This is a genomic window from Vibrio sp. Vb0888, from assembly GCF_033338835.1.
GTDB lineage: Bacteria > Pseudomonadota > Gammaproteobacteria > Enterobacterales > Vibrionaceae > Vibrio > Vibrio alginolyticus.
Window position 1 is genome coordinate 53029 of sequence record NZ_JAWOTL010000006.1, and the last position, 19222, is coordinate 72250.

Annotated in this window: 17 protein-coding genes; 16 read left to right on the top strand and 1 reads right to left on the bottom strand. The window is 45.7% G+C overall.

Features of this window, described 5'->3' with window-relative positions:
- Positions 1-6: 6 nt before the first annotated feature.
- The 3 genes from recO to acpS are packed head-to-tail and all read left to right on the top strand — an operon-like array spanning position 7 to position 1860.
- Positions 7-738, top strand: a complete 732-nt coding sequence (recO, locus tag R7P72_RS10725; protein ID WP_005384578.1) for a DNA repair protein RecO — start codon at positions 7-9, stop codon at positions 736-738.
- Entirely contained in the window at positions 735-1469 is a 735-nt protein-coding gene (pdxJ, locus tag R7P72_RS10730) for a pyridoxine 5'-phosphate synthase (protein WP_005380929.1), read from the top strand. Before recO ends, pdxJ begins: the two co-directional genes overlap by 4 nt.
- A gap of 10 nt (positions 1470-1479) precedes the next feature.
- Entirely contained in the window at positions 1480-1860 is a 381-nt protein-coding gene (acpS, locus tag R7P72_RS10735) for a holo-ACP synthase (RefSeq protein WP_005380927.1), read from the top strand.
- Positions 1861-1929: 69 nt separating this feature from the next.
- On the opposite strand, the gene barA is transcribed toward acpS, so the two are convergent.
- The gene (gene barA / locus R7P72_RS10740) at positions 1930-4728 is read right to left on the bottom strand and encodes a two-component sensor histidine kinase BarA (RefSeq protein WP_005380919.1); all 2799 of its coding nucleotides are present in this window, start codon (positions 4726-4728) and stop codon (positions 1930-1932) included.
- 192 nt (positions 4729-4920) lie between these two features.
- Between barA and rlmD the strand changes: the two genes are divergently transcribed.
- The 13 genes from rlmD to rpoS all read left to right on the top strand — a co-directional run bounded on the left by rlmD (position 4921) and on the right by rpoS (position 19218).
- On the top strand, positions 4921-6240 hold the full coding sequence (rlmD, locus tag R7P72_RS10745) for a 23S rRNA (uracil(1939)-C(5))-methyltransferase RlmD (RefSeq protein WP_005380917.1): 1320 nt from the start codon (positions 4921-4923) through the stop codon (positions 6238-6240).
- A 123-nt stretch (positions 6241-6363) separates the two neighbouring features.
- The gene (gene relA, locus R7P72_RS10750) at positions 6364-8583 is read left to right on the top strand and encodes a GTP diphosphokinase (protein WP_005380915.1); all 2220 of its coding nucleotides are present in this window, start codon (positions 6364-6366) and stop codon (positions 8581-8583) included.
- Positions 8584-8808: 225 nt separating this feature from the next.
- On the top strand, positions 8809-9612 hold the full coding sequence (gene mazG / locus R7P72_RS10755) for a nucleoside triphosphate pyrophosphohydrolase (RefSeq protein ID WP_005380912.1): 804 nt from the start codon (positions 8809-8811) through the stop codon (positions 9610-9612).
- Positions 9613-9817: 205 nt separating this feature from the next.
- Entirely contained in the window at positions 9818-11458 is a 1641-nt protein-coding gene (locus tag R7P72_RS10760) for a CTP synthase (RefSeq protein WP_005380911.1), read from the top strand.
- A 78-nt stretch (positions 11459-11536) separates the two neighbouring features.
- On the top strand, positions 11537-12838 hold the full coding sequence (gene eno / locus R7P72_RS10765) for a phosphopyruvate hydratase (RefSeq protein WP_005380909.1): 1302 nt from the start codon (positions 11537-11539) through the stop codon (positions 12836-12838).
- Positions 12839-13239: 401 nt separating this feature from the next.
- A complete protein-coding gene (gene ftsB / locus R7P72_RS10770; RefSeq protein WP_005380907.1) occupies positions 13240-13521 on the top strand; it encodes a cell division protein FtsB in 282 nt (93 codons plus the stop codon).
- Position 13522: 1 nt separating this feature from the next.
- Positions 13523-14230: a 2-C-methyl-D-erythritol 4-phosphate cytidylyltransferase gene (ispD, locus tag R7P72_RS10775; RefSeq protein WP_005380898.1), complete on the top strand. Its 708-nt coding sequence runs from the start codon at positions 13523-13525 to the stop codon at positions 14228-14230.
- 16 nt (positions 14231-14246) lie between these two features.
- A complete protein-coding gene (gene ispF / locus R7P72_RS10780) occupies positions 14247-14723 on the top strand; it encodes a 2-C-methyl-D-erythritol 2,4-cyclodiphosphate synthase (RefSeq protein ID WP_005380896.1) in 477 nt (158 codons plus the stop codon).
- Between the two features lie 45 nt (positions 14724-14768).
- Positions 14769-15812 (top strand): tRNA pseudouridine(13) synthase TruD, encoded by a 1044-nt coding sequence (truD, locus tag R7P72_RS10785; RefSeq protein ID WP_005380895.1) that lies wholly within the window; start codon positions 14769-14771, stop codon positions 15810-15812.
- Positions 15812-16588 carry a 5'/3'-nucleotidase SurE gene (gene surE / locus R7P72_RS10790; RefSeq protein WP_005380894.1) on the top strand — a complete coding sequence of 259 codons (777 nt, stop codon included), beginning with the start codon at positions 15812-15814 and terminating at the stop codon, positions 16586-16588. Before truD ends, surE begins: the two co-directional genes overlap by 1 nt.
- Positions 16588-17214 (top strand): protein-L-isoaspartate(D-aspartate) O-methyltransferase, encoded by a 627-nt coding sequence (locus tag R7P72_RS10795; RefSeq protein WP_005380892.1) that lies wholly within the window; start codon positions 16588-16590, stop codon positions 17212-17214. The genes surE and R7P72_RS10795 overlap by 1 nt, the downstream gene beginning before the upstream one ends.
- Positions 17215-17227: 13 nt before the next feature.
- Entirely contained in the window at positions 17228-18151 is a 924-nt protein-coding gene (locus R7P72_RS10800; RefSeq protein WP_005380889.1) for a peptidoglycan DD-metalloendopeptidase family protein, read from the top strand.
- 80 nt (positions 18152-18231) lie between these two features.
- Positions 18232-19218 (top strand): RNA polymerase sigma factor RpoS, encoded by a 987-nt coding sequence (gene rpoS, locus R7P72_RS10805; RefSeq protein WP_005380887.1) that lies wholly within the window; start codon positions 18232-18234, stop codon positions 19216-19218.
- Positions 19219-19222: the final 4 nt, after the last annotated feature.

Below are 19222 nucleotides of genomic sequence, written 5' to 3' on the forward strand. Positions count from 1 at the left end.
ACTTAGATGAGTAATCTGTCTTCCGAAGGTTTACAGCGCTGTTTTGTATTGCACCGACGCCCTTACAGTGAATCGAGCTTAATCCTTGATGTATTTAGTGAGGAATATGGCCGAATGACTTTAATGGCCAAAGGCGCGCGCAGTAAGCGTTCGAACTTAAAAGGCGCATTGCAACCTTTTACCCCGCTATTACTTAAATGGTCGGGGAAAGGCTCAATGAAAACTTTGCGTCAAGCCGAGCCGATAAGTCTAGGTTTGCCGTTAACGGGCATTAATCTCTACTCAGCCATGTACGTCAATGAACTGATTGGCCGTATTTTGATGGCTGAAGTGCCGATGCCAGCACTATTTCATGATTATTTGCATGCGTTAACCGAGTTGGCGCACAACGAGAACCCTGAGCCTGCACTGCGTCGTTTTGAGTTAGCCTTGCTGTCTGCGATGGGGTATGGCGTGGATTTTTTGCATTGTGCAGGTACCGGCGAGCCCGTCGATCCAGAAATGACCTATCGTTACCGGGAACAGAAAGGGTTTATTGCTTCGGTTAGGCGCGATAACCTCACGTTTTTAGGGAATGAACTGATTGCTATCAGTGAGCGGCGGTTCGTCACTAAAGAGCAGCTAAAAGCGGCAAAACGCTTTACACGTATAGCCTTAAAGCCGTATCTTGGCGGCAAACCTTTAAAAAGTCGTGAATTTTTCATTCAGACCCCCAGAGCACGGAGTAACGGAAAATGAGCTCAATTTATTTAGGCGTCAATATCGACCATATTGCCACTCTACGTAATGCACGTGGTACAAAATACCCGGATCCTGTTCACGCTGCTGAAATTGCAGAGCGTGCAGGCGCGGACGGTATCACTATCCACTTACGTGAAGACCGTCGCCATATTTTGGATCGTGATGTACGTATTCTGCGTGAAACCATTCAAACGCGTATGAATCTAGAGATGGCAGTGACTGACGAAATGATTGAGATTGCGCTGCAAACTAAACCAGAGTTTGTGTGTCTAGTGCCTGAAAAGCGTGAAGAACTGACGACGGAAGGTGGCTTAGATGTAGTAGGGCAGCTTGAAAAAATTAAAGCTGCGACGAAAAAGCTGACAGATGCGGGAATTAAAGTTTCGCTCTTTATTGATGCTGACCGTCAACAGATTGAAGCTGCGAAAAAGTGTGGTGCTCCGTTTATTGAGCTACATACTGGCCACTATGCAGATGCGACGACAGAAGACGAACAACAAGCTGAACTGAAGAAGATTGCCGCTGGTGCGAGTTATGCACATGATCTAGGTATTATTGTTAATGCCGGGCATGGCCTGACTTATCACAATGTCGCACCAATTGCTGCATTACCAGAAATTTACGAACTCAACATTGGTCACTCAATCATTGGTCGCGCGGTATTTGATGGTTTAAATAAAGCGGTTGCTGACATGAAAGCACTGATGATTGAGGCTCGCCAGTCATAGGGCTATCTAGATGGCGATTATAGGGTTAGGGACCGACATTGCAGAAATTGAGCGTATTGAAAAAGCGTTAGCTCGTAGTGGTGAACCTTTTGCTCAGCGGATTCTTTCAGAAGAAGAAATGGCCAAATTCTCACAGCTTAAGCTGCAAGGTCGTTATCTTGCTAAGCGCTTTGCTGTTAAAGAAGCTGCCTCAAAAGCATTGGGGACAGGGATCGCAAAAGGGGTCACGTTTCACGACTTTTCCATCTCGAACGATGAGCTTGGAAAACCAGTACTCGCATTGACGGGCACAGCCAAGCAAATAGCGGATGCGATGGGTGTTAACCACATTCACCTGTCCATTTCCGATGAGCGTCATTACGCTGTGGCGACGGTCATTTTTGAATCCTAGCTTGTAAGTCTTAAACAAAATACTAAAAAGCCAGAGCATTTGCTCTGGCTTTTGTTTCTCTTCAATAGATCACTGTTCAAGGTATAACTTTGCGGTTGTTGTTACTTTAATCATTTCATCTTGCAGTTCGAACATTTCAGGCTCAACCTCCTCAAGACTGATCCCTGAGCGCAGTGCTTGCTCAAGCGTCGCACAGAGTGACTTCAGCCTTGGAACGCCACAATATGAACTACTGCCGTGCAGCTTATGGATGACATGAATTAGGTCATCACGAGAGATATCTTCTTGCTCCAGAGCTTGGTCAACGACTGCTTCTACTTCAGGGATGAACTCAATCAACATGCGCAGCATATCTTTGGCGAGATCCTCTTTATTCGCGCTCTGTTTCAAGGCCGCTTGCCAATCAATAATCACATCCTGTTGAGGTGAAGAGACGGATTGTGGTGCGCTTCCTTCAGGTTCATCAACGTATGAAGGGGCGACTTTGCCAATGCTCTCTGTACAAGCATTTGGGTTCCAGTGAACCAAAACCTGTTGTAGCACATGCTCTTCAATAGGTTTGGTCAAGTAGTCATCCATTCCTGCCGAGAGCAAGCGGTCTCGTTCCCCTGCCATGGCATGCGCCGTTACCGCAATCACTGGCGTGTCTTTATTTAGCTCCAACTCTTTAATGTGCTTACAAGCGGTCACACCATCCATTTGTGGCATTTGGATATCCATGAAGATTAAATCGTACTTTTTCTCTGTCGCCAGGTTCACCGCTTGCTGGCCATTGCTACAGGCGGTGACGGTTTCTACTCGTTCGCGGAGTAGTGCAGAGATCAGCTTCAAGTTTGCAGGGTTGTCATCCACTGCTAGTACAGTGAGAGGTAAACGGTCCCCTTCGCTTGGCGTAATTGGAGCGCTTAATACCGGTGGTGATTCTACATGTTCGCTAATCAGGCTTTGTAGCAACTTACGGCGAGACAATGGTTTCGTCAGGCACTGGACGTGATGCTCTGTCATTATTTGGTCCGCAAGCGCCAATTCGGTACTCGGTGTCCCTAGGAGAACACTCGGAGCCATGCGTTTCGCTTGTTCTATCCAAGGTGTAATAACTTCCGCATCGTGAGTCTGGTTGGCCGCTAAATTCAACAGTACATAATCATATTGTTCTTCGTTGTTTGGTAGCGAAGAGCGGTAGGTTACTAAAATACCCTCCTGACTTAGAATCTGTTGGGTTACGGATGCGGCTTGCATGTTTGGTTCAATCAGCAGTAACTGCTTCCCAGTCAGAAGTTCCACTTCAATCAGTTCGCTCATTGGCATCTCGGTTGAGTGCAAGCGCACCGTAAACCAGAAGGTTGAACCTTGGTGTAGACGGCTGGTTAAACTGATTTCGCCGCCCATCTGGCTCACCAGTTTCTGAGTGATAACCAGACCAAGGCCAGTACCACCGTAACGACGTGAAATACTGGCATCCGCTTGGCTAAAGGCTTGGAACAACTGCGCTTGCTGACGCTCAGAGATACCAATACCGGTATCACGCACCATGAATTGCAGTTCGACGGAGTCTCCTGATTGAGAGCGCATTTCTACGCTAACATCAATGTTGCCTCGCTCGGTAAACTTGATTGAGTTACCGACTAAGTTCGTCAAAATTTGCTGGATACGTAGTGGATCCCCAACTAAACCTGGTGGAATTTTAGGGTCCACTTTTAGGGTGATTTCTAACCCTTTCTCATGTGCACTTGTGGCTTGTAGGTTAATTACCTCTTCTAAACTTTCTCGGAAATCAAAAGGAATGTTTTCCAGCGCCAGCTTACCCGCTTCAAGTTTCGAGAAGTCGAGAATGTCATTGATGATATTCAGCAAGTTGTTCGCCGATTTCTCAATCGTCTGTAGGTAATCCATTTGGCTGTTAGAAAGCTGCGTTTTAAGCATTTGACGAGTAAAGCCAATCACCCCATTGAGCGGAGTACGCAGCTCGTGCGACATGTTCGCCAAGAACTCTGACTTAACCCTGGCCGCTTCTTGCGCGCGTTTCTTCGCGATATCCAGCTCAACGTTCTGAATTTCTAACTGCTCAAGCGTTTCACGTAAGTCGGACGTGGCTTGGTCTATACTGTGCTGCATCTCCACGTGATATTCTGATAACGATACCGCCATGGCGTTGATGCCATTTTTTAGCTGGTCTAACTCACCGTGCATTTTGCCTTCGATACGCACATCAAGATGACCGCGGCGAATGCGGTCAACGACATTCTTCATGTGGGTGATAGGTTGGGTCACATCGTGCATTAGACGTGAAGCAAACACACTTGCTAAGCCAAGACCGAGAACCAGAACTAAAAAAGCAGAAAAGACTTCTTGATACTGTTGCAGCCTCAAGGAGGAGAGATCTAACTCGACGGCGATGTAACCAATCGCTTTTGTGCCTTGGCTTTCGTTCGACAACTCCGCTAAGTAGTGACCTTCTGACAAAATGGGGACACGCAATATCAGTGAGTTTTCGTAGATTTCCGAATTACCCAGTTGCGGGATCGGTTTATCTTTGGGAAACATCAAGGCTTCAAAATTAGGATGAAAGTTAGAGGTCACAAAGAGCTCATGATGTTCATCAAATACCGCGATACTACGAACCAGTTTGGAGTTTTTTCGGTGCGCGTAGCTTATCAAGCGACGTACCGCCTCTCGGCTTTCTGATAGTAGATGAGTTTCACTGGCAATCGCCAGCGGCTCAATAATGCTGTTACCAGTGGTGATAACTTGTTTCTCAAGGTCTTGGTAGCGGTTAAATGAGAAAAAGCCGCTCAGTAATAAACCAATAATGAGAGTGGGAGCGAGAGTTAGTGTAATTACACGTGCTCGTAAGCCATATCTGGTCATGTTATCTAATTACATCGGAGTCTGGATATGGGAAAATAACGCATTATTTCTCAAGCGCACGATAAAGCCTTGAGCAAAGAAGTGACGTCACCGAATAAACGGTAAGCATAATCAAGTCACTCGAATCACACAACGGCTGCAATCAAGAATAGTGAAGCCGAAGAGCAATTACACATAAATCAGGCATAGAGCATGGCACGCATCTTTCAACCGAAAAAGAAAACCCAACTCAATACTCGGCACCAAGCAGTGCAAGTAGAGCGTTTAGATCACCACGGCGCAGGCATTGCTTACCTCAAAAAGAAGCCATTGTTTATCGATGGAGCACTGCCGGGTGAGGAGGTGGTCACTCAATTGGTGGAAGAAAAGAGCAAATACGCTCGCGGTAAGTTGATTAAAATCCTTAAGCCGAGTGAAGCTCGTGTGGAGCCATTTTGCCCACATTATCATGAGTGCGGTGGCTGTGATTTACAGCACCTAGATTATGACCAACAATTGACGTACAAACAGCAAACGTTGCGTCAGCTAATGAGAAAATTTTCAGGCAGTGACATTGAACTAGATGCCCCGTTATTGGGAGATTCGCAGGCCTACCGTCGCCGTGCGAGAGTGAGCTTGTTTGTTGATAAGAAAACACGTCAGCTACATTTTGGTTTCCGTAAAAAGCAGAGTAAGCAAATTGCGCAAGTGACCGATTGCCCAGTGCTGGCACCGGAACTGAATGTTTTGCTGCCAGAGATTTACTCAGCCCTAAAAGCGTTCAAAAAGCCTGAACAATTGGGGCATGTAGAGCTGGTACTTGGTGATAATGGGCCGTGTATTACGCTGCGCCACTTGAGCGCTCTGACAACGAGTGAAACTCAATCTCTAACGGAGTTGGCAAAACGTCATGGCGCATCGTTGTACTTGATGCCATCGACAGAACAATTAGACCTTATCGAAGGCGATATGCCTTTTTATCAAGAAGTTGGAGTAAAAATCCCTTTTGCACCAAATAACTTTATTCAAGTAAACCAAGGTGTAAACCAACAAATGGTCAAGCAAGCGGTTGAGTGGTTAGACCCACAAAAGAGTGACCGAGTGTTAGATTTGTTCTGTGGTTTAGGCAACTTTAGTTTACCAGTTGCGAAATTAGCTAAGCACGTGGTTGGAGTAGAGGGTGTTGCAGAGATGGTAGAAAAAGCCACAAACAATGCATCTTTGAACCAAATCAATAACGCGCAATTTTATCACGCTAACCTTGAGCAAGATTTTGAAGGCCAAGCCTGGGCCGCAGAGCGGTTTGATAAAGTATTATTAGACCCGGCACGCGCGGGAGCGAGTGGGATCATCGATCAAGTTTCTGAGCTTGGCGCACAGCGTGTAGTTTATGTTTCTTGTAATCCTGCTACCCTTGCTAGGGATAGTCAAAGCTTGATAGAGCAAGGCTACCAATTAACTAAATTAGGTATGCTGGATATGTTCCCTCATACCAGTCATCTAGAATCGATGGCATTGTTTGAAAAGTCCTAACTTTAGGACTTTGACCCCTTATTTGTGGTGGGTGGTCATAAAGCCAGCGTGTACGCGCGGTAAAAAGAACTAACCTGGACGGTGTTAGTCAAACCACACGAATATAATAATTAGGATGATGAGATGGTTGCGGTAAGAAGCGCGCATTTAAACCAAGATGAACAGTTTGAACTCGAAAACTGGGTGGCTAGCCTAGGACAAGAGAAAAACACAGCCTCACGCTTAATCGAAGTATATCGAGATTGCCAGACGGTATTAGCTGATAACGAGCAAGCGGAGCTGTTGTTGTGGCGTGGACGAGAAATGATCGAAATTTTGATCACCTTGTCTATGGATCAAGCCACTTTAGTGGCTGCTCAACTGTTTCCTTTGGTTTCAAGTGGTGCTTTTAACAGAGAAATTCTGGAAGAGAAATACAGCAAAGAAATCATAAAATTAATCGACGGCGTTGAAGAAATGGCTGCTATTGGGCAGCTCAACGTCAACATGGAAGGCAGTGCAGCGTCATCTCAGGTAGATAACGTACGCCGCATGCTGCTTGCCATGGTGGATGACTTCCGCTGCGTAGTTATCAAGCTCGCGGAACGAATTTGTAACCTTATTGAAGTTAAAAAAGCGCCAGATGAAGTTCGACGTGCGGCGGCAAAAGAGTGTGCCAACATCTATGCGCCGCTAGCAAACCGATTAGGCATCGGTCAGCTGAAATGGGAAATTGAAGATTACGCTTTCCGCTACCAACAACCGGAAACTTACAAACAAATTGCCAAACAGCTTTCTGAGCGACGCATCGTTCGTGAACAATACATCAAAGACTTTGTTGAAGACCTCACGCACGAAATGGAAGTGTCGGGCATCAATGCCGAAGTGAGTGGTCGACCTAAGCACATCTACAGCATTTGGCGAAAAATGCAGAAAAAGAGTTTGGCCTTTGATGAGCTGTTTGATGTGCGAGCAGTGCGTATCATCGCAGACAAACTGCAAGATTGTTACGCGGCTTTAGGCGTAGTTCACACCAAATACAAGCATCTACCGAGCGAGTTTGATGACTACGTTGCTAACCCTAAACCAAACGGTTATCAATCGATCCATACAGTAATTCTAGGGCCAGAAGGCAAAACCATCGAGATCCAGATTCGTACCAAGCAAATGCATGAAGAGTCGGAACTGGGTGTTGCAGCGCACTGGAAATATAAAGAAGGGGCAAGCAGCCGAAGCGGTTATGATGAGAAGATCACGTGGCTGCGTAAGCTACTGGATTGGCAAGAAGAAATGTCTGACTCTGGCGAAATGCTCGATGAACTGCGTAGCCAAGTCTTTGATGACCGTGTTTATGCCTTTACACCACGTGGTGATGTTGTCGATTTGCCAATGGGGGCAACGCCGCTAGATTTTGCCTATCACATTCACTCTGAAGTGGGACACCGTTGTATCGGTGCCAAAGTCGGAGGTCGTATTGTGCCGTTCACGCATAAATTACATATGGGTGACCAAGTCGAGATTATCACTCAGAAAGAACCTAACCCATCACGTGACTGGTTAAACCCATCATTAGGCTTCGTTCATTCTGGTCGTGCGCGTGCCAAAATTAACGCCTGGTTCCGAAAACAAAGCCGTGAGAAGAACCTTGAAGCAGGTCGTGAAATCCTTGAGCATGAGTTAGCCAAAATTGGCGCAACGTTAAAAGATGCAGAGCATTACGCCCTCAAGCGGTTTAACGTCAAAACACCAGATGAATTGTATGTTGGTGTAGGTAGCGGTGATTTGCGCATCAACCAAATCATTAACCATATTAACGCGTTAGTTAACAAGCCAACGGCAGAGGAAGAAGACCAGCAAGCACTGGAAAAACTGCAAGAAGCTGAGCATAAATCACCCGCGCAAAGCCGACCGAAAAAAGACGCAGTTGTAGTAGAAGGCGTCGATAACCTAATGACACATCTAGCACGTTGCTGTCAGCCAATTCCAGGTGACGATATCTCTGGTTACATAACGCAAGGTCGTGGGATTTCAGTACACCGTAGTGACTGTGAACAGCTAGAAGAACTGCGCCATCATGCGCCAGAGCGCATCATCGATACGGTCTGGGGCAGCGGCTTTGTGGGGTCATACATCCTCACCGTGCGTGTTGAAGCGATGGAGCGAGGTGGTCTACTCAAAGACATTACGACACTGTTCGCCAACGAAAAGATCAAAGTGACCAGTATGAAGAACCGAGTCGATTACAGACGTCAACTTGCCATCATGGACTTTGACCTAGAAGTCACCAATATTGAGGTGCTTTCTCGTGTTTCGAAGCGTGTTGAGCAGATTAAGGATGTGATGACGGTGAAACGCCTCGGCTAAAATTCTCGTCATACTTGAAGCTGATAGCGTTGTTGCCTGCGCTCACTCCGGAGTGCCGGCCCAGGCTCATCACATAGGCGAGCTATGCTCAGGAGTCGCGAAAACTTGTTGCCTTGTCAAAGTAACAATTACTTAGTGAAAGCTGCTGAGAAAATATAATGTAGAAGGTGAGTGGTTTTGGCCGCTCACCTTTTTCTTTAGTAGAAAGGTTTAAAGGAACAAAAAATGAGTCATCCAATTGAACAATTAGAACAAATCATGGCGAAGTTGCGTGACCCAGAAAACGGTTGCCCTTGGGACTTAAAACAAACCTTTGACACCATCGTTCCGCATACAATAGAAGAAACCTACGAGGTGGTGGACGCGATTCAAAATCGAGATTGGCCCAATCTAAAAGAAGAGCTAGGGGATTTGTTGTTTCAGGTGATTTTTTACAGTCAGCTAGCGAAAGAGCAAGAGCTGTTCGACTTTTCGGATGTCGTCGAAACCGTGAACGAAAAACTGACTCGTCGCCACCCGCATGTTTTTTCAGATGTTGAGTTTGAATCTGACGAGGAAATTAACGCGAACTGGGAAGCGGAAAAAGCAAAAGAAAAAGCCCTAGTAGGCAAAGCGGAAGAAAGTATCCTAGACTCAATACCAAACTCTTTACCGGCACTTTCTCGTGCTACAAAAATTCAGAAAAAATGTGCAAAATTTGGGTTTGATTGGGATTCACTTGGCCCGGTTGTCGATAAAGTACGAGAAGAAATTGACGAAGTCATGGAAGAGGTACTGCAAGTTCAGCCCGATGAAGAGAAAGTTGAGTTGGAACTCGGTGATTTGCTATTTGCGACTGTCAATTTGGCTCGCCACCTTGATAAAAACCCAGAAGTCGCGCTAGGAAAAGCAAACGTAAAGTTTGCGCGACGTTTTAAACAAGTTGAAGGCAAGGTCCAGCAGTTAGGCAAAGTACTTACAGATTGTTCTTTATCAGAACTCGACCATTTTTGGGATGAAGTAAAACAAGAAGAATCGAGGCAGAGGTAAACTGGCAGAATACATAATATAAGGTCAGCTTGTTTGGTTACACGAAAACGGACTTTGGTTTGTCTTTGCTCACTTTGATTTGAAGCAAAAAATAAAAAATTACGGTGTGATAGATTTCACGTTGTGGCGGTAAGGAGCTTCTGGTATATTTATCTCCCGTCCAGAAGCACTCCATTTCCCTCATTCAACCAATTTCAGGTTAAACATGACGACAAATTACATTTTTGTTACTGGCGGGGTTGTATCCTCTCTAGGTAAAGGTATTGCAGCAGCATCTCTTGCGGCTATTCTAGAAGCTCGTGGTCTTAAAGTGACTATGATGAAGCTTGACCCTTACATCAACGTTGACCCGGGCACAATGAGCCCTACTCAGCACGGTGAAGTGTTCGTTACAGAAGATGGCGCAGAGACTGACCTTGACCTTGGTCACTACGAGCGTTTCATCCGTACCAAGATGACCAAGCGTAACAACTTCACTGCAGGTCGTGTTTATGCCGACGTACTTCGTAAAGAACGTCGTGGTGACTACCTAGGCGCAACTATTCAAGTTATCCCTCATATCACTAACGCAATCAAAGATCGCGTTATTGCAGGTTCTGAAGGCCATGATGTGGCTATCGTTGAAGTTGGCGGTACTGTTGGTGATATCGAATCACTACCATTTATGGAAGCGATTCGTCAGCTAGCTGTTGAGCTAGGCCGTGAGCGCGCAATGTTCATGCACCTAACACTTGTTCCTTACCTAGCGGCAGCGGGCGAAGTGAAAACTAAGCCGACGCAACACTCTGTAAAAGAACTTCTATCTATCGGTATTCAGCCAGACATCCTAGTTTGCCGTAGCGATCGCGTTATTCCTGCGAATGAGCGTAAAAAAATCGCACTGTTCTGTAATGTTCCAGAAAAAGCAGTAATTTCAATGAAGGATGTAGACTCTATCTACAAGATCCCTCAGTTGATTAAATCTCAAGGTCTAGATGACCTTGTGTGTGCTCGCTTTGGTATTACTGCTCCTGAAGCAGACCTTTCTGAATGGGAACAGGTTATCTACGAAGAAGCAAATCCTACTGGTGAAGTAACCATCGGTATGGTTGGTAAATACATTGAATTACCAGATGCATACAAATCTGTGAACGAAGCGCTTAAACACGCTGGCTTGAAAAACCGCCTAAGCGTCACAATTAAGTATGTAGACTCACAAGATATCGAAACAAAAGGCGTTGAACTTCTAGAAGGTTTGGACGCAATCCTAGTACCAGGTGGCTTCGGCGATCGTGGTATTGAAGGCAAGATCCGTGCGGCTCAATATGCACGTGAAAATAACGTGCCTTACCTAGGTATTTGTTTGGGTATGCAAGTTGCACTAATCGAATACGCGCGTAACGTTGCGGGTATGGAAAGTGCACATTCAACAGAATTTAACAAAGAGACGAAGTACCCTGTGGTAGGTTTGATCACAGAGTGGGTAGACGAATCAGGTAGCGTAGAAGAGCGTACTGAAAAGTCTGACCTAGGCGGTACGATGCGTCTTGGTTCACAGCTATGTCACCTAGAGAAAGGGACTAAAGCTCGTGAACTGTACGGTAGCGCGACGATCCATGAACGTCACCGTCACCGTTACGAAGTGAATAACGTGCTTCGTCCGCAAATCGAAAAAGCAGGCCTAAAAGTATCAGGTCTATCTGCGGACAAGAAGTTAGTGGAAATGATTGAGAACCCAGCTCACCCATGGTTTGTAGCGGCTCAGTTCCACCCAGAATTCACCTCGACTCCTCGCGATGGACATCCATTGTTTGCAGGTTTTGTTAAGGCTGCGGGCCAAAACGCACGCGGCGAATTCGAGAAGTAAAAGGATACGGGCGGCGGCGAAGGTTGTGCTGCTGCTCTTTAAGATTGACATTTATATTTGAAACGAGAGGAAACATTAATGTCTAAGATCGTTAAAGTTCTAGGTCGTGAAATCATCGACTCACGTGGTAACCCAACTGTAGAAGCTGAAGTACACCTAGAAGGCGGTTTCGTAGGTATGGCGGCAGCTCCATCTGGCGCATCTACTGGTTCTCGCGAAGCTCTTGAGCTACGTGACGGTGACAAAGCACGTTTCCTAGGTAAAGGTGTTCTTAAAGCAGTTGAAGCTGTAAACGGCCCAATCGCTGAAGCTCTAGTTGGCAAAGACGCTAAAGACCAAGCTGCAATCGACGCAGTAATGATCGAACTAGACGGCACTGAAAACAAATCTAAATTCGGTGCTAACGCTATCCTAGCTGTTTCTCTAGCAAACGCTAAAGCTGCTGCTGCTGCGAAAGGCATGCCTCTATACGAGCACATCGCTGAGCTAAACGGCACTGCAGGTCAGTTCTCTATGCCTCTACCAATGATGAACATCATCAACGGTGGTGAGCACGCAGACAACAACGTTGACATCCAAGAGTTCATGATCCAACCTGTTGGCGCTAAGACTCTTAAAGAAGGTCTACGTATCGGTGCAGAAGTATTCCACAACCTAGCTAAAGTTCTTAAGTCTAAAGGCTACAGCACTGCAGTTGGTGATGAAGGTGGTTTCGCTCCTAACCTTAAATCTAACGCTGAAGCTCTAGAAGTTATCGCAGAAGCTGTTGCAGCTGCTGGTTACGAACTAGGTAAAGACGTTACTCTAGCTATGGACTGTGCTGCATCTGAGTTCTTCGACAAAGAAGCTGGCATCTACAACATGAAAGGCGAAGGTAAAACTTTCACTTCTGAAGAGTTCAACCACTACCTAGCTGAGCTAGCTAACCAATTCCCAATCGTTTCTATCGAAGACGGTCTAGACGAGTCTGATTGGGATGGCTTCAAGCACCAAACTGAACTACTAGGTGACAAGCTTCAACTAGTAGGTGACGATCTATTCGTTACTAACACTAAGATCCTTGCTGAAGGTATCGAGAAAGGCGTAGCTAACTCTATCCTTATCAAGTTCAACCAAATCGGTTCTCTAACTGAGACTCTAGCTGCAATCAAGATGGCTAAAGACGCAGGTTACACAGCAGTAATCTCTCACCGTTCTGGCGAAACTGAAGATGCAACTATCGCTGACCTAGCGGTAGGTACAGCAGCAGGTCAAATCAAAACTGGTTCTATGAGCCGTTCTGACCGTGTTGCTAAGTACAACCAGCTAATCCGTATCGAGGAAGCACTAGGTGATCGCGCTCCTTTCAACGGTCTTAAAGAAGTTAAAGGTCAAGCTTAATTCTTCACTGAATTAGCAGCTTAACTTAAAGCTTTTAAAACACCCTGCTTTGGCGGGGTGTTTTTTTATATAACGGAAGCGCTAAGTGAGCGCACTCCTCCATGTTTCAAGTAAGCGGTCTCAAAGAAGTTAAAGATCAAGCTTAATTCTTATTGAGTAAAGTTTCGCTAAATAGCTTTTTGAAACCATCGCTACGGCGGTTTTTTGTATTTATAGGTTTGTATTTTTGGCTCTTACTTTGGTCATGGGTAAGGAGCGCTTCCTATGAGCTTGTTTCATTTTGCTGCTTATTTCTTGTAAGGAGCGTGTGAGTCTCCCTTTCTCCCCTAGAGGCAACCTCGCATTTATGCTATATATGTCACCTTATCTAATTCCTTCCGGTACAGAATGTTAGCAGCGATATGCGAATCTTTGTTATAGCCCTTACGCTACTGTTTGGCTTGCTTCAATACACTCTATGGTTTGGTAAAAACGGAGTGTCTGACTACTACACAGTAAAAGATGAAATTGAAGTTCAGCAACAAGTGAACAGCAAGCTACAAGCTCGCAACAATGAAATGTTCGCTGAGATTGATGATTTAAGGCAAGGTCTTGATGCGATTGAAGAACGTGCGCGTCATGAGCTCGGTTTAGTTAAAGATGGCGAGACTTTTTACCGCATTATAGGTGAGGAAAACCATTAAAATGTTGGATATGAACTCATCGCATATCGCAATTGTGCCTGCTGCTGGTGTGGGTAGCAGAATGAAGGCAGATCGCCCTAAGCAATATTTATTGATCGAAGGTAAGGCGGTACTGGAACATACCGTAGAGAAACTGCTTTCTCACCCAAATATTTCTAAGGTTGTCGTTGCCATTACTGACGGCGACCCATATTACCCAGAATTGTCCATTGCTAAGCGCCCAGATGTGATTCGTGTAGCTGGTGGTAAAGAAAGAGCAGACTCTGTGTTATCAGGGCTAAACTATGTCAATGAGCATCTGGAAAGCGAGTGGGTATTAGTTCACGACGCTGCAAGGCCATGTGTATTAACATCCGACATTGACCGTTTGATTGATGTTTGCTGCGCTCACTCAACGGGTGGCATTCTCGCATCTCCTGTGAGAGATACAATGAAGCGAGCAAACGCAGTACAAGATATCGATCATACGGTAGATAGAGAAGCATTGTGGCATGCACTGACTCCACAAATGTTTAAAACTCAGCAGCTTACTCAAGCACTGGCTGACGCATTAGAACAGGGTGTAACCATTACCGATGAAGCCTCGGCTTTGGAATGGCTAGGCGAGAAGCCAGCCTTAGTTCAAGGGAATGCGAACAATATAAAAATCACTCAGCCAGAAGATCTTGCGTTAGCCGAGTTTTATCTAAGCCGTGAGCGCGGCGAATAAAGAGAAAGGATAGAAAATGATTCGAATTGGTCATGGTTTCGATGTACATAAATTCGGTGGTGAAGGCCCAGTCATTATTGGTGGTGTAGCAATCCCTTATGAGCAAGGTTTGATTGCACACTCAGACGGCGATGTAGCGTTGCATGCGTTAACGGATGCTCTGCTGGGCGCGATTGCTGCCGGCGATATTGGCCGTCATTTCCCAGATACGGATGATAAATGGAAAGGCGCAAACAGTCGTGAACTACTGAAAGACGTTTACCGTCGAGTCAAAGAGCAAGGCTACCGCCTTGGCAATGCTGATGTAACCATCATGGCACAAGCGCCTAAAATGGCACCACACATTGACGCAATGTGTGCGGCAATTGCCGAAGATCTAGAAACCGACATTAGTAACATCAACGTAAAAGCGACGACGACAGAACGTCTCGGTTTTACCGGACGCAAAGAAGGTATTGCAACGGAAGCCGTTGTACTTCTGTTTAAGCAATAACTAGCAATTTGCTCTTCTAAGCTGTGATATCAGCGGAAACACATCATGTCAGACATTTTATCTTCATTGGCTTACCTAACGGGTAAGCCAGTTGCATCGGCAAAAATCAAAGCGCAGCCAGAGCACTTTCAGGTTCGCGAAGATTTAGGTTTTGCCTTTACGGGCGAAGGCGAGCACCTAATGGTTCGTATCCGTAAAACGGGCGAGAACACCAGCTTCGTTGCTAACGAGTTAGCAAAAGCCTGTGGTGTTAAGTCGAAAGACGTTAGCTGGGCGGGTCTTAAAGACCGTCATGCGGTGACGGAACAGTGGTTAAGTGTCCATTTACCAAAAGGTGAAACGCCAGATTTTTCAGCGTTTTTGGCTCAATACCCAAGTATCGAAATCCTTGCAACAGATCGTCACAATAAAAAACTGCGTCCTGGTGACCTAGTAGGGAACGAGTTCGTGGTTACTTTGTCTGAAGTGACAGATATAGCGGATGTAGAGCAACGTCTTGAAAAAGTGAAACAAGTTGGCGTGCCAAACTACTTTGGTAGTCAGCGTTTTGGTAACGATGGTAACAACCTTGAAGAAGCACGTCGATGGGGACGCGAAAACGTTCGTACCCGCAATCAAAACAAGCGCAGCATGTATTTATCAGCGGCTCGTTCGTGGATTTTCAACCGCATCGTTTCAGCTCGTCTAGAGAATGGTGTGTTTGATAAGTTCATTGATGGTGACATTGCACAGACGAATTCTGGCACTCAGTTGATTGATGCAAACAACATAGCTGCTCTGCAAGTGCAATTTGCGCGAGGTGAAGCGGCAATTACCGCTGCGCTTGCTGGCGATAATGCACTGCCTACTCAAGCCGAGGCTCTGGCATTAGAGCAACCGTTTTTAGACGAAGAGCCTGACCTCATGGCGCTGATTCGTGGTAATCGCATGCGCCACGACCGTCGCGATATTGCGCTGAAGCCAAAAGATTTAGCTTGGACGGTTGAAGGTAACAACATTACGTTGACTTTCTCACTGGATGCGGGATCTTTTGCGACCTCTATTGTTCGTGAGTTAGTTAATGAGGTTGAAGTAGAAAGAGAATACTAATGGAACAGGATTCACGAAACCCGAAGCCCTTAAGGGTCTTAATCAGCAATGATGATGGTGTTCATGCTCAAGGGATTCATGCCCTCGCTGATGAGTTGAGAGATATCGCCGAAGTGACCATTGTCGCACCTGATCGAAATCGTTCAGGTGCTTCGAATTCACTCACATTAGAACAACCATTACGCGTGACTGAAATTGCCCCAAATATCTACTCAGTGCAAGGCACGCCCACGGATTGTGTGCATTTCGCGCTGAATGAGCTAATGAAAGATGATTTGCCTGATCTTGTTCTGTCAGGAATCAACCATGGCGCTAATTTGGGTGATGATGTTCTTTATTCTGGAACAGTAGCAGCCGCCATGGAAGGTCATTTCCTTGGCGTTCAGTCGGTGGCTTTTTCTCTAGTGGGTAAGCGACATTTCGAATCCGCCGCTAAAATTGCACGTCAAATTGTACAACAGCATTTAGCGTCGCCGATTCCAACGAATCGTCTACTGAACGTAAACGTGCCTGACTTACCATCAGAGAATTTAGGTGAAATTGAAGTTACGCGTTTAGGTGCACGTCATCACGCAGAGAATATGATCAAGCAGAAAGATCCGAGAGGCCATGACATTTATTGGTTAGGGCCACCAGGAAAGGAGCAAGATGCAGGAGAGGGCACGGACTTTTATGCAATTGAGCATGGCCGAGTTTCAATGACGCCTCTGCAAGTTGATCTCACCGCTCACGAGTCGCTGCGTGCTATGGATAGTTGGTTAAAGGAAGAGAAGTAATGAGTAACCCACATGCTGACAGGTTGATAGCGTTTCTTATCTCCAGTGGCATCAAAGACCAAAGAGTTCTGGATGCTATCCAACGCTTGCCACGAGAAAGCTTTGTTTCTCAAGCGATGATGCACCAAGCCTATGATAACAACGCGTTACCAATTGGTCAGGGACAAACTATTTCTCAGCCTTATATCGTTGCGCGTATGACCGAGTTGCTTGAGCTAGAGCCGGCGAGTCGTGTTCTGGAAATCGGAACGGGATCGGGTTATCAAACCGCGGTACTGGCGCAAATTGTTGATCATGTATACTCCGTTGAGCGAATTAAATCGTTGCAATGGGAAGCAAAGCGTCGCCTGAAGCAATTGGATATTTACAATGTTTCAACTAAGCATGCTGATGGGTGGCAGGGCTGGGAAGCGAGAGGTCCTTTCGATGCTATCATTGTTACCGCTGCCGCTGAAGTGATTCCCCAAGCTCTTCTCTCACAATTAAGAGATGGCGGCAAAATGGTCATTCCTGTTGGAGATACGGAGCAACAGTTATTAAAAATAGAGCGTAAGGGAGACGAATATCTCTCTACCGTTGTAGAAATGGTTCGGTTCGTACCTCTGGTTGCGGGTGATTTAGCTTAAGGGTTGGGGATAGGTGAATAAGTTACTACGTCATATTGGTATTAGCTTTGTGTTTGCTGCAGGACTAGTTGGTTGTGCAGCGCATTCCCCTGCACCTGTCTCTAGCCTAAAAAAAGACTATTCAAGCCTTGAAAGAGGGAGTTACAGAGGGAGTTATTATGAGGTAAAAAAAGGCGATACGCTTTACTTCATAGCTTATGTCACAGATAAAGATGTAAATGATCTTGTTCGTTACAATGAGTTAACTCAGCCTTACACTATCTACCCAGGACAGAGGCTAAAACTTTGGGCTCCGAAATATGTCGCCCCTAAATATGGTCAAAAAGTTGAACCCGTTGTGGCTCCTGTTGTTACGCCCCCCCCAGCTCCAGTGACGAAAACATCAACAGCCTCTAAACCTAAACCTTCGAGTAAAAACTCTAGTCAAAAACCTACAGAGACTAAGCCTAAAGTCGTACAAAAACAGCCTCCAAAGAAGGTTGAACAATCGAAAACAAAGGAGTATGTTGGTTCAAAAGATAACCAAAAAGTGAAGCAAAAAGCGCCAACTACCACAGCAAAGAGTGATAAAGTCTCAAAGTGGTTGTGGCCAACAAAAGGGAGAGTAATCAAGAACTTTTCGGCGGGAGAACAGGGAAATAAAGGTATCGACATCGCAGGACAGCGTGGTCAACCTATCGTTTCAACCGCAGCCGGCACAGTCGTTTATTCAGGCAATGCGCTACGAGGTTATGGCAACTTAATTATAGTAAAGCATAACGACAATTATTTAAGCGCATACGCACATAATGACAAACTGCTGGTCACAGAAGGACAAAGCGTAAAAAGCGGACAAAAAATCGCTACCATGGGTAGTTCAGGTGCAAAGTCGGTCAAACTACACTTTGAAATTCGCTATCAAGGTAAATCAGTGAATCCAAAACGCTATTTGCCTTAAAACTTTGAAAAACAACTTGCGACATCATTTAGCGACATATTGAGTTGTCATGTCTTGCTAACTCGCCAGGGGGAGGCGTTATGAGTATCAGCAACACAGTAACCAAAGTTGAAGAGTTTGCATTTGATAATGCGTCAGTGAAGACCATTGATAACGAACTCGAAAGATCATCATCCACAGAAAGCAAAGCGACTGCGCGTGAAGAATTTGACGCGAGCAGTAAAAGCTTAGATGCAACTCAGTTGTATTTGGGCGAAATTGGCTTCTCACCTTTACTTACTGCCGAAGAAGAAGTGCTTTACGCAAGACGCGCCCTACGTGGCGACGAAGCGGCACGCAAACGTATGATCGAAAGTAACCTACGTTTGGTTGTTAAGATTTCTCGTCGATACAGTAACCGTGGTCTAGCACTACTCGATCTGATTGAAGAAGGTAACCTCGGCTTGATCCGAGCGGTCGAAAAATTCGACCCAGAACGTGGTTTCCGTTTCTCTACTTACGCAACATGGTGGATCCGACAAACGATAGAGCGAGCGTTGATGAACCAAACTCGCACGATCCGTCTACCTATCCACGTAGTGAAAGAGCTGAACATTTATCTGCGTACTGCGCGTGAACTTTCTCAAAAGCTCGATCACGAACCGACCGCAGAAGAAATTGCTGCTCAATTAGATATTCCAGTCGAAGACGTAAGCAAAATGTTACGCCTTAATGAGCGTATTAGCTCTGTCGACACGCCAATCGGTGGTGACGGTGAGAAAGCGCTGCTGGATATTATTCCTGATGCAAACAACTCTGATCCAGAAGTTTCGACTCAAGATGACGACATCAAATCATCGTTGATTCATTGGTTAGAAGAGTTGAATCCGAAACAGAAAGAAGTGCTTGCACGTCGCTTCGGCCTACTAGGCTACGAGCCTTCGACGCTGGAAGAAGTTGGTCGAGAGATTGGTCTGACACGTGAGCGAGTACGTCAAATACAAGTGGAAGGTTTACGTCGTCTTCGTGAAGTCCTAATCAAACAAGGTTTGAATATGGAAAACTTATTTAACGTAGAAGACGATTAAATAA